Annotated in this window: 7 protein-coding genes; 1 reads left to right on the top strand and 6 read right to left on the bottom strand. The window is 45.4% G+C overall.

What is annotated here, in order from left to right; all coding sequences use genetic code 11:
• Positions 1-67: 67 nt before the first annotated feature.
• The 6 genes from QUA78_RS02145 to QUA78_RS02120 form a co-directional block, all read right to left on the bottom strand.
• Positions 68-2,854 (bottom strand): adenylate/guanylate cyclase domain-containing protein, encoded by a 2,787-nt coding sequence (locus tag QUA78_RS02145; RefSeq protein ID WP_333304916.1) that lies wholly within the window; start codon positions 2,852-2,854, stop codon positions 68-70.
• A 57-nt stretch (positions 2,855-2,911) separates the two neighbouring features.
• Positions 2,912-4,465 carry a PAS domain-containing sensor histidine kinase gene (locus QUA78_RS02140; RefSeq protein ID WP_333304914.1) on the bottom strand — a complete coding sequence of 518 codons (1,554 nt, stop codon included), beginning with the start codon at positions 4,463-4,465 and terminating at the stop codon, positions 2,912-2,914.
• On the bottom strand, positions 4,462-4,998 hold the full coding sequence (locus QUA78_RS02135; protein ID WP_333304912.1) for a Rab family GTPase: 537 nt from the start codon (positions 4,996-4,998) through the stop codon (positions 4,462-4,464). Before QUA78_RS02135 ends, QUA78_RS02140 begins: the two co-directional genes overlap by 4 nt.
• Before the next feature lie 2 nt (positions 4,999-5,000).
• Positions 5,001-7,700: an OmpA family protein gene (locus tag QUA78_RS02130; protein WP_333304909.1), complete on the bottom strand. Its 2,700-nt coding sequence runs from the start codon at positions 7,698-7,700 to the stop codon at positions 5,001-5,003.
• Between the two features lie 6 nt (positions 7,701-7,706).
• The gene (locus tag QUA78_RS02125; RefSeq protein WP_333304907.1) at positions 7,707-8,315 is read right to left on the bottom strand and encodes a hypothetical protein; all 609 of its coding nucleotides are present in this window, start codon (positions 8,313-8,315) and stop codon (positions 7,707-7,709) included.
• Positions 8,316-8,485: 170 nt separating this feature from the next.
• On the bottom strand, positions 8,486-8,758 hold the full coding sequence (locus tag QUA78_RS02120; RefSeq protein WP_333304905.1) for a hypothetical protein: 273 nt from the start codon (positions 8,756-8,758) through the stop codon (positions 8,486-8,488).
• A gap of 539 nt (positions 8,759-9,297) precedes the next feature.
• On the opposite strand from QUA78_RS02120, the gene alaS reads away from it, so the two are divergent.
• Positions 9,298-11,958 (top strand): alanine--tRNA ligase, encoded by a 2,661-nt coding sequence (alaS, locus tag QUA78_RS02115; RefSeq protein WP_333398545.1) that lies wholly within the window; start codon positions 9,298-9,300, stop codon positions 11,956-11,958.
• The last annotated feature ends 196 nt before the right edge of the window (positions 11,959-12,154 follow it).

Here is a 12,154-nt window from a genome sequence, read left to right as displayed (position 1 = left end):
CTTTAGCAACACTTTTAGTCATTAGCCAGATGACTGATGACTACTGACTGATGACTGATGGCCCACCTTATTGTTGGCGAATGAGAATATAAGTTTTCATTCCCCCTTTGCCTTTAACTTCAATAATTCCCCGCTCCTGAAACAAATATTTGTGTTCCAATAACTTATAAGTAGTTTCGCTGACTTGAATCCGCCAAGGCAAACCGTGAGATTCCATGCGGGAAGCAATATTTACCGTGTCGCCCCACAAATCGTAAATAAACTTCTTTATGCCAATTACTCCGGCAACAACCGGGCCGCTGTGAATGCCGATGCGGATGCTAAAATATTTATTATGGTTAGCATTAAATCTGGCTATTTCTGCTTGCATATCTAGCGCCATTTTGGCGATCGCGTCTGCGTGATCTGCCCGGGGATTGGGCAGCCCTCCAACCGCCATGTATGCGTCGCCGATGGTCTTGATTTTCTCTAAGCCGTGCTGTTCGCACAAAAGGTCGAATTCTGAGAAAACCAGATTCAGGAGTTCCACAAGCTCGATCGGATTCATGACGGCAGACAAAGCAGTAAACCCCACAATGTCAGCGAACAAAACAGTCACTTCTGGAAAGTATTCGGCAATAGTAGTTTCGTTTTGTTTAAGGCGTTCTGCTATTGCCTGGGGCAAGATATTTAACAGCAGCTTTTCGGATTTTTCTTGCTCTTCTCGCAAGGCATCTTCTGCTTGTTTGCGTTCCGTAATGTCGTGGTAACTCCAGACTCTGCCGATAATTTGATCTCCGATCCGCTGCGGTTCCGAATAGCGTTCAAAAAAGCGACCGTCTTGAAATTCCAACAAATCGTAACTTTCTGCTTCTGGCTGCTGGTAAAGCGATTCTATTCTCTCTTGGAATGCTTGGGGGTCTTTGAGTTGGTTCAGGACAAAAGCGTTCATGGTGGCGTCGTCTCGCAGTGCCATCACTTCGTTAGGTATGCCCCACATCTCCACAAATTCTCGATTGAAAGTGACTATTTTTCGGTTGCTGTCAATAGCTAAAATACCGTCAGCCGTAGAATCAAAGGTTGCTTGCAGCAGGGACACAGATTTGGCGAGGGCGTCTTCTGCCATCTTTCGAGCAGTAATGTCTCGCAAAATAGCGCGAATCGCTACTAGCGAACCTTCCGCAAATTTACAGCTTATGCTGCCTTCCAGCAAAATTTCTTCGTGATATTTAGTCATAAGTATTACTTGAATAGAGTCTGGATACAATGTGTTTTTATTTACCGCTTTTTGGGTAATAGCTTGATACAATATATCCACAAAATCTTCGGAACTGTTGGGATGAATAATATCAAAAACAGTCATTTGAGAAATTTCTGCTTCGCTGTAGCCCAGAGTTTCCCGCCAAGCCCGATTTACATACAAAAAATGACCTTCTGCTCCAATACTTTGAATTAAGTCAGTAGCATTTTCAAATAAGTCTCGCAGTTGTTCTTCGCTTTCCCGCAAAGCTATTTCAGCTTGCTTGCGCTTGATAAATTGACCGAGTTGGCTACCGATTGTTGCCATTATCTGGAGCAATTCTTCATCAAAACACTGCACTTCGCGGCTGAAAAAGATTATCACCCCCAACACAGACTTTGCAGAATTTTCAGGGTCGTAGTCGCCCACAATGGGGAAACCAAAAGCTCCGTGAAGTCCTTCTTCTGCGGCGATTTCTCGGCGCAGACAACTGTCACTTTTTGTGACATCTGCAATCCACTGAGAGGAACCGCTGGCCCAAACGAGACCGGGCAATCCTTCGCCAAATGCACAGGTCATTTGTTCGGTAAATTCGGCAAATTTGGGGATAGAAACAGAGCGTTTTGTCCAACTGGCGACGCACCGAAGCAAATTCGGGTCGGAAACCGCAGTTATTCTCTTAGTTTCTGACAGCAGTTTTTCCCCAGCTTCTGGCATCCAAAGTTCGGCGGTATCCCATCCCAAGCTGTCGCAAATTACGGGAAGAATTGCTGCTATAGCTTTTTTGATTGTTTCGGATGCCGACAGGATGCGAGTGGTGACGTACTGAGTTATTTGTCGCTTGCGGGCGCGCTGTCTATCTGTCACGTCGCGGCCGATGTACACGAAATCTTGAACAGCGGCCCTTGCTCCAGAAATGCCTTTAATGTCAGTCGAAATCGCCGTACAGGAAAACGAAACTGTTAGCTTTTCTCCGGTTTTGGTCTTGCAAATTACTTCGGTGTGAGTTTGAGATTGTTCAGGCGGATATTGACTGACTGCTTGCAAAGATGCGCCAACAGCAGCAAGAGCGTCTATTTGCTGACCTACTAATTCAGATTCGCTGTAACCGAACAAATCTTGAGCAGCTTGATTGACTTTTTTAATTTTTCCCGAGGCTGTTGCTACCAACAAAACTTCAGCCATTGAAGTAATAATTTTTTCAACATAATTATTAGTAGCGGCTAAGGTACTCAATAAAATATCCATTTCATTGGTAGCTTGGACTAGAGTTTGTTCTAAAGCCATCCTGTCGGTTACGTCTTCAAAAAATATAATTAATCTCTGATAATTATCGTCATTGGTGAACTCGACGATATACATATCAAAATAAAGCCGCGAGCCATTTCCTAATACGCGCGTGATTGCTTTTAATTCAAAATTTGGCACACGTCTTTCAAAAATATCGATTAAAACTTCTTCAGTTCCCACTAATTCAGGAAAGGGAATGCGGACATCGTTGCCGACAACTACTTCCTCGGGACAGTCCCCAAACCGCTGCACTTTGAGAGATGTTTCTTGGATTAAAAAGTCTTTATCGAGTGCTAGGTACTCCAAGTGGTGGGGAACCAACAGCTTTTTTAACAGGGTTTTCATGTTGGATTTTTAGTAGTGAATTCGCCCTCTATATCGAATTATTTGATCTCAATTTATTTATCTATGTTTGTAAAAGGGAATTTTGACTATAAAGGTAGTGCCTAACCCTGTCTTGCTGGAAAATTCGATTTGACCTCCGTGTAAGTCTACACACTGCTTCACTATGGATAAACCCAGTCCTGTACCGGGTATTTTTCCCACATTTTGGGCTCGGTAATAAGATTCAAACAGTTGTTCTTGGTCTTCGATAGGAATGCCGATGCCTGCGTCTTTAATTTTAAATTTAGCTTCTTCATTGTGACAATTTAATTCAAAATAAATATTGCTGCCGAGCGGCGAATATTTGATAGCATTTGAGAGCAAATTTGTCAATATGTGCCGCAGCAGTTTTGCATCGAGTGCTGGCAAGTCTTGGGTTTCCTCCGACTCGTTATCAGTTTTTTTCGCGGAAATACTTAATTGTTTATAAATAAAATTAATTGTATGATTTTTTCCGTAACTAATTTTAATTGATTCTACTAGCTCGCTGCAAAATTTTGGTAAGTCAACTGGTGCGGGATTGAATTCAAGTTTTCCAGCTTCGGCGCTGCTGAGTAACCGCACCTCATCTAATAGGTGAGCCATGTGTTGAGATGCTGATTTAACGTGTTGGAGGTATTGTTGTTTTTCCTCGTTGGTGATTTCGTCGCCGTAGTCTTGGAGGATTTTAGTAGCAAATAATACTGTACTTAAAGGATTGCCGAATTCGTGAGCGAGCATCGAGAAAAAACGAGATTTTACCTGTCTGAGTTCTTGCTCCTTTGCCAAAGAGCGGCGAATTTCTCTTTCTTGTTGCTTGCGTTCTGTGATGTCCCTGCCGATATAGATGAAATCGTAAAGTCCCTCTAATTCTGTCTGAATTGCCGAACAGGAAAACTCTACCCAAATTTCTTCTCCTGCTTTAGTAGTGCAGATTACTTCCAGTTCTCTGAGCAGCTCTTGATGAGACAAAATATAGCGGTGGCGAGCTTGGTAAAGTAATTTTTCTTCGACTACTATTATGGATAGGGGGTGGCCGATCAATTCTGCTTCGTTATACCCAAATAACCATTTTGCTGATTGATTGACTGTTTTGATAATTCCTAATGTTGTTGTTACCAACAAAGCATCGCCCATCGAACGAATAACTTTATCTATATAATCTTTAGAAGCGGCTAAGGCGCTAACCAAAAGATTAGCTTCATTTGCCCTTTGAATCAACGATTGCTTCATCACCATCTTTTCAGTGGTATCTTCAATCAAAATTAGCAATTTACTTGGTACATCTTCTTGTTCGTCTTCATGTTTGATAGCCAACATATCAAAGTATAAAGGGCGGTTGTGGTCGGCAAACCGAGCGATACCTTTGATTTCAAAACCCGGCACCCGTCCCATAATGATAGACATGAGGATATTTTCAATGCCAATCAATTCGGGAAAACTGATGCGAGCATCTGCACCGGGTATCGCATCGCCCGGAGTATCGGCATAATGGTGGAGTTCGGCGGAGGTTTCCTGAATGATGAAATGGTGATTTACTACAAAATACTCTATTTGTCGCGGGTCCAACAGCTTTCTTAAAAGGGGGTTCATACTTGTTCTACCATTGTGTAAGCTAGTTTGTAGAAAATTTCGTCAACGTCTTGGCCTGTTTTAGCAGATGTCGCGTAAACTGCTATTACTTTGTCTTGACATATCGAATGGGATATTTCCACTAGCAGCGCCAATTTTTCCTCGTCAATCAAGTCTACTTTGTTCAAAGCGACGATAATTAATCCTTTAGGATTGACTGAAGAAAAAAGCTGAATGTGTTCGGAGATTCGCTCAACTGTTTCGGAGCGGCTGACATCGGCAACGATTAAAACGCCGCTAGCTCCCTGCAAGTAAGTCGGTGCTATGCCTTTGAATTTTGTATGCCCTTCTAAATCCCAAATTAGCAACTGTGCTGTGACGATTTCCTGCCGTTTTGTGTTTTCTAATATGATATTTTTGCGAGAAATTTTTACTCCCACAGTGGACAGATACTGGTCGCTGAATTGCCGCTCGACAAAACGGCGGATCAGGCTGGTTTTGCCGACGCCAAAATCGCCAATCATGCACATTTTTTTAGATATAGTAACTGACATAATTATTTACTGTTTATGGTCTTAGTTATTGGTTCAAATAGCACGCATCTGCTTAAAAGTCGCGGTTGATTCGGTTCCACGTCGGCAGGAGGATTGGGGTTGCCGACGGTTTGGAGGCGCTTCGGGTCAGCACCTTGTCGCACTAAAGCATCTCGCACTGCTGCGGCACGCTTGAGCGACAACTGTTGATTTGTAACAAGTTCTCCAGTTCGATCGCTGTGCCCAATTATCTTAATCTGTTTTTGAGGATATTGATCCATGAAATTTTTGACACTGGCGATGATTTCTCCATGTGTAGAGTCTAATGTTGTCGTTCCTTGCTGGAAGTAGATGCGGGTTGTAATTTTCAGGGGATCTAATTTAACAGTGCTGATGACCGACTGAACACCGGGAATTTGCTTCAAGGACTGAGCTATTTTCTGTGCGTCTGCTAGGTCTATAACTGTGCCATCTACAGTCACTTTACGATCGCCGTACCGAGTAGAAATTAAAACGCCCTCTCTCTGGTTCAAAACAGCGGTAATCCGCTGCACCTCGGCCGCCGTCAAAACTGGATCTGGGGGGACATCTACAGCTACAATTCTATTGTCTAATTGCAATTTAGGTGCAGTTGATGCGGCTATTTTTGCGGCTTGTGCGCGCAATTCTTGATTGGGCAATTTTCCGGTTAGCTTTAAAGTTTTGCCATCAACTGCAACATCTAAGCGGTAAACTGCTAATTCGGGAGTCGATGCTAAAGCTGCGACGGCATTTGCTTCGAGGCGGCGCTCAACGCTGCTGCGGTACTGATAAATTCCCCAAGGTACTAAGATTAAGCTCAGGGCGGCTAAACTGATCGCCGCTAGGGCGATCGGGGGTTTTGTTGATTTTTCCGTTTGCAGCGGTTCAAATAAAGTTTTTATCCACGGGTGCAGCGACTCCGGTATAGTACCGGGGTCGCCGTTAAACTCGTGAATTACTTTAGCGTAATTAAGGATGATATTACTAACTGTTTGCCGCAGTTTGTAGATGAACGAGTGTGGCGGTTCTCCTTTAATCGCGACTGCCATGTAGCAGTATCCCGCTACTTCTAGGATAATCTTGGAGTCGCCGTATTCAATTTGATTGAGCTCGGAAGCTTCTCCCGGCTGCACGATGCACTCGTTAACAAAGCTGCGAATAGCTGTGAGCATTCCTGCTACCATTTCTGATTCTAACTGGTAGCTTTCTGAGTTTTGAACTTCGGAAATAATCAAGCCTGATGCTTTGTGAATTAAGAATGCTGCTTGGACGGTGAAGGGTACTGATTCTTGAAGGATTAATTCAGCTTCGGAGACTCCTTGTACTTTGGAGCGAATTTTTCGCTTAAAGCCTTCAACGCTGATGGCATTTGACACTTTTTCATTGATTGTCTTGATAGCTTCTGCCATGTATCGGGAAATTGTACTGCCAATTACGGGATAGAGCGCATCCACCATAGAGTCGCGTTCGAGTTTTATTTGGGCTGTAATCGCTTTGCCCATTTCGGGGGCGAGGGCCTGGGCGATCGACTCTTGGTCGAGGCGAATTTGCTCTTTAATTGCCAAACCGATTTCTGGGGCGATCGCGCGAGCAATATCCGCTGGCGAATTGACTATTTGTTGAGCAAGTGCGTCGGGCAGCAGCTCAGCTATTGCCGCACTCATTGCCGACTTATTTTCCTGAGTTTTTGCCCTAATCACTTCGTCAATAATTGGCCCGATCGCGTTGACAACTTCTTCTCTGGAATCGGTAATTTTGCGGCTGAGAATTTCTGCAATCCAAGGCAACATCAACTCAATCAACTCTTGGGGATCGTAGATTTGGTGCTCCAATTTTCCTAATTTCTCGTCGATTTTTGCCATAAGGTGGCGCACCCCCGGCAAATCGTTTTCTGCCAGCAGATTTTTGACTTGCTCGATATCTGATATTTTTGAGCCGAAAATCAGATTTTGCAGCGTTTCCATCGCGCTGTCGGCTTGATTTAAGTCTTGTTTAATTTGGCCTAATATTTCTGTCGGCTGTTCTAGTAAGTTTGGGATTTCTATAGCCGAAGCCATCGCAGCATCTAAATATCCAGTTTCTGGTGGATTTGAGACTGGGGAAACTATGGGGTTATGGGGAATTACCGAGAATTTTGACTCGGTTTCGGGAGGGGAAACATCCTGTAAATGCCGATCGAACCCGTGGAATTTTTGAGCCTGTACTGCCTGTAGAGAATCTTTCATTGCCAAGTTAGACAACTCTTGGAGTGGCTCTGATTTCTCCTCCAAATCCGCCTGGACGATCGCTGAAACCTCTATAGTTTTAGCGGAGGAATAGTTTCTTTCGAGTTCTGAAGTGTTGAGTTTGTGAGTAGCGAATAGCAAACTTTTGAACTCATCTTTAACATCCCAGGAATCGCCAGACTCCGGTTTGCGATCGGCAGTTTCGGGCAGACTCGCTGCAACTTCCTCTTGCTTGTCTGAAGAAATACCTAACAAATCCATCAACCCGCCGAGATCCCCAGCTTGATTGTTTTCCCCGCTGCTGTCACCTTCGGACTCTGCATTTTGCTGGTTTGAACTAGCAATAATTTTGAGATCGACTAACAGATTCAGCAAGGGTTCTAGCTGGGTTGCTGCATCGGCAGCGGACTCGTCAGGTTTAGAAACAAAACCCTCTAACTCATCTTCGTCAGCCGGATTTTCTTTCGGTAAAGCCATGCGTTATTATCCGTGATGGTGGCGCTCCGGCAACAGAAATTCGGTATTTAACTTATTATCAGCAACGCCTTTAAGTTCGGGGACAAATTCTGTTCCTTTGAGCCTCATGCCGAGTTCAAACAGAATTTCTGCCATGTCGTCTCGGGAAACTTTAACATCTCTGAGCATGGAAAAGCGGCGATCGAGTTCTTCAAAAACCTGTGTTTTTAATGTGCGAGTTTCTTCGGAGAGTCGCTCTCTGTTTTGGGAGAGTTCGTTGCGAAGCGAACTGGTTTGATTGTCGATCGCCTCGTCGAGGGCTTCAATGCTGCTGGAAAATTTCCGGTTAACGCGATCGACTTGCTGACGGATGTCTGCGCTTTCTTCTTGGGTGTTTGAGGTGAGCGATTTAACTTTTTTTTCTAACGAATCAACCGCAGCCCTCATTTCTCCTGAAAGAACTGTTTTTACTTGTTCGATGCGAGCTTGCATATCTTGCTGCATCATCGACAAGTCGGAATCTATTTTATCGAAGCGGTTATCGTATTCTCTAAGCTGCGCCCCGAAAATTATATCGCGAATCTGGTCGATATTTCCCAGCCGTTCGCGCATTTCTTCTTTAGTTATTTCGGCCATGCTTGTACCTGGAATCTCCGGAGATTGTGAGTTTAAAAAGTGTGCTAGTGATTTACGAAAGTTGTTGGCGGCACTAGCTTTTTTGAGTGGGCGGGCTTTTATTGTTTGAACTCTCACCCCTGCGTCGGGGAGGGGATTTTTTAGTGTTTTGACTCTAAATATCCTGAGATTCAAATTCTTGAGCCGGGTATTGTCACCCAAAATGGGGGTTTGCTCTCCTTGCCTTGCAGCAAGCTCAGAGGAGCGTAGACTTCCCTGCTATACAGCGGGTGGGTTTTAATGTCTTGTACCGACATCTTCAATGATATCGCATCTTGAGAGTGCCTAATACCACAGCGCTTGGGCCGCGATCGCACAGGTCTTATGTATAAAATATAACTCAAAAGCTGCACCGATCGATCGCCGATCGGCTCCGAGGGAAGTTTCTTTTCACCAGAAAGCACTTATACAGTCGAACTCTCCCCCAATCTCCCTCTCTAACCCTCTCCTCCTCGGATCGCCCTATAAAAATTCATAGGGCCCGATCGACAGCGACCAGACCCAATAATATGAGAACTTTGTTTTTTCTAACAAACGAGATGTGTTTCCGGTGGAGAACTTTTACTTACTAGGGTTTACAACTTGTGCAGCTTTACTTTTAATCCGCAACGACAACTAAGTCTGACTCGACTGCGGTTTGGCTTGACTGCTCGATCGGCAGTTCGCCACTATTCCAAGTTGTGTTCGGTTAATTTCTGCTGCGCCTGGGAATCTAGACCGGAGACACCATGTCTATATCCTCGAATTTTCTTTCTAAATATAGCGACCTCCTTTCTCTTTCTGTCCGGGTGTCTATTATTAAGTTAGCACGAGCTTTCCGAGGAGTAAAGCACTCTTTGCAAAACTTGATAGGTCTTTACATTACTAAGTATAATGATATAAATATCCACATAGATGTAAGTTCTATTGCTGATACATCTTTACATACTTAACTGTTTTTGTCATGTCTATTTCTCCTAAGTTTCTCAGTGGCAGCCAAATCCGCCAAACATTCCTCGACTTTTATGCCCAGCGGGGACATAAAATCTTGCCGAGTGCTTCTTTGGTGCCCGAAGATCCGACAGTGTTGCTGACGATCGCCGGAATGCTACAATTCAAGCCGATATTTCTCGGACAGCGCACCGCCGAATCACCGCGCGCCACCACTTCTCAAAAGTGCATCCGCACCAACGACATCGAAAACGTCGGCCGCACCGCCCGCCACCACACGTTTTTTGAGATGTTGGGTAACTTCAGTTTCGGGGATTATTTCAAGAAACAGGCGATCGCCTGGGCGTGGGAACTTTCCACGGAAGTTTTCGGTTTACCAGCATCCAATTTAGTTGTTAGCGTTTTCCGAGAAGATGACGAAGCTTTTGCGATTTGGCGCGATGAAATTGGCATTCCGGGCGATCGGATTCAGCGCATGGGAGAAGATGACAATTTCTGGCAATCCGGCCCGACAGGCCCCTGCGGCCCGTGTTCGGAGATTTACTACGATTTCCACCCAGAAAGAGGCGACAATATTGACCTCGAAGATGATAGCAGGTTTATTGAATTCTACAACCTGGTTTTCATGCAGTACAATAAAGATGCAGAGGGCAATTTAACACCGCTGCAAAATCAAAATATTGATACTGGCATGGGACTGGAACGGATGGCGCAAATCCTCCAGAAAGTCCCCAATAATTACGAAACAGATTTGATTTTTCCGATCATTCAATCGGCAGCAGAAATTGCCGGGATTGATTACCACAATAGCGATGAAAAAGTCAAGGTTTCGCTGAAAGTAATTGGCGACCATATTCGGGCTGTGGTGCACATGATTGCGGACGAAATTCGCGCGTCGAATGTGGGTCGGGGTTACATTTTGCGCCGGTTGATTCGCCGGGTAGTGCGCCACGGGCGGCTGATTGGAATTCAGGGCGAATTTACGGTGCGGGTGGCTGAAAGTGCGATCGGCCTTTCGGAAGCTGCTTATCCGAACGTGCGACGGCGGGAAGCTCAAATTAAGGCGGAATTGGCAAGGGAAGAAGCGCAGTTTCTCAAGACTTTGGAACGCGGAGAGAAGCTGCTGGAGGAAATAATCAACAAGTTGCAGCAGCAAGGTCAAAATCAAATTGCAGGGCAAGATGCTTTTAAGCTTTACGATACTTACGGTTTCCCTTTAGAACTGACTCAAGAAATTGCTGAGGAAGAGGGAATTACTGTGGATGTAGCGGGCTTTAATGCGGCAATGGAAGTGCAGCAAACTACCGCTCAAAACGCTCGCGAAACAATCGATTTGACCGTGCAGGGTTCTTTGGATAAGTTGGCTGAAACAATCCAGGGAACTGAGTTTGTCGGTTATGCTGAATTGTCGAGTTTAGCTGAGGTGGAAGTTATCTTAGTTGAGGGCAAATCTGTGGAGGAAGCAGCGGCGGGTACCGAGGTACAAGTTGTTTTGAACCAAACGCCGTTTTATGCCGAATCCGGCGGACAAATTGGGGATAAAGGTTATTTGAACCGCAGCAGTCAGGGAGAGAATGGAGAGGGTTTGTTGGTAAGAGTTGATGATGTGAAGAAGGAATCGGATTTCTTCGTGCATTTCGGCTTTGTGGAACGGGGAACGCTGAGAGTTGGCGATAGTATTACTGCGAAAATTGACAATAGCAGCCGCCGGAGAGTTCAAGCCAACCACACAGCAACTCACTTATTACAATCAGCTTTGCGAAAAATTGTGGACGATTCGATTTCGCAAGCTGGTTCGCTGGTATCGTCTGAGAGATTGCGGTTTGATTTCAATTCTCCGCGCGCTGTCACAGCAGAAGAGTTGCAGAAAATTGAGGATTTAGTTAATAGTTGGATTGCTGAGGCGCACGCTGCGGTCGTTGCAGAAATGCCGATCGCCCAAGCGAGGGAAAAAGGCGCGACTGCGATGTTTGGCGAGAAGTACGGCGACGTGGTGCGGGTTATCGATTTTCCCGGCGTTTCGATGGAATTGTGCGGGGGGACTCACGTCAGCAATACGGCAGAAATCGGGCTGTTTAAGATTGTTTCGGAAGCGGGGGTAGCCGCGGGAACTCGCAGGATTGAAGCGGTTTCCGGTCAAGCTGTTTTGGACTATTTGAACGTGCGGGACAAGGTGGTGCGCGATTTGGGCGATCGATTTAAGGCGAAGCCTGAAGAATTGCCGAACCGGATTACTAATTTGCAGAATGAGTTGAAGGATACTCAGAAACATTTGGCTGCTGTGAAGTCGGAATTGGCGATCGCAAAATCCGACCAGTTGCTGAGTGCGGCGGAGGCTATCGGCGAATTCAAAATCATTGTAGCTCAATTGGGTGATGTGGATACAGAAGCGCTGAAAACTGCGGCGGAAAGATTGCAGCAAAAGTTAGGAAATGCTGCGGTTGTTTTGGCATCAATTCCTGAACCGGACAAGGTAAGTTTGGTGGCTGCTTTTAGTCCTGAAGTCAATAAGAAAGGATTGCAAGCTGGCAAGTTTATCGGGGGAATTGCTCAAATTTGCGGCGGAAAAGGCGGCGGGCGTCCGAATTTGGCGCAAGCTGGGGGACGCGATGCAAGTAAGTTGCAGGAAGCGTTGGAAAGTGCTCGCAATCTGTTAGTTGAAGGGTTGGGTTAATCTGCATTTTGTGTCGGGACACGGAATTGCCGTGTCCTGCTTCGCTACTCAAGGTCAATTCCGTAGGGAAACGGCAATGCCGTTTCCTGTTTCGCCGCCAAACGTCGCACCTTTATCAACACGGCGCGATGTCTCGCGCCGGACACGGCATTGTCGTTTCCCTACAGGGATGAATCACAAATAATGTTTTGCCGTG

This window comes from Microcoleus sp. K4-B3 (assembly GCF_036704615.1).
GTDB lineage: Bacteria > Cyanobacteriota > Cyanobacteriia > Cyanobacteriales > Microcoleaceae > Microcoleus.
Note: the sequence above shows the minus strand (reverse complement) of the source record. Positions and strands in the feature narration are given on the sequence as shown.

Coding starts and splice junctions, on each gene's coding strand:
- QUA78_RS02145 (WP_333304916.1), bottom strand. CDS start 2,854: ATGAAAACCCTGTTAAAAAAGCTGTTGGTTCCCCACCACTTGGAGTAC.
- QUA78_RS02140 (WP_333304914.1), bottom strand. CDS start 4,465: ATGAACCCCCTTTTAAGAAAGCTGTTGGACCCGCGACAAATAGAGTAT.
- QUA78_RS02135 (WP_333304912.1), bottom strand. CDS start 4,998: ATGTCAGTTACTATATCTAAAAAAATGTGCATGATTGGCGATTTTGGC.
- QUA78_RS02130 (WP_333304909.1), bottom strand. CDS start 7,700: ATGGCTTTACCGAAAGAAAATCCGGCTGACGAAGATGAGTTAGAGGGT.
- QUA78_RS02125 (WP_333304907.1), bottom strand. CDS start 8,315: ATGGCCGAAATAACTAAAGAAGAAATGCGCGAACGGCTGGGAAATATC.
- alaS (WP_333398545.1), top strand. CDS start 9,298: ATGTCTATTTCTCCTAAGTTTCTCAGTGGCAGCCAAATCCGCCAAACA.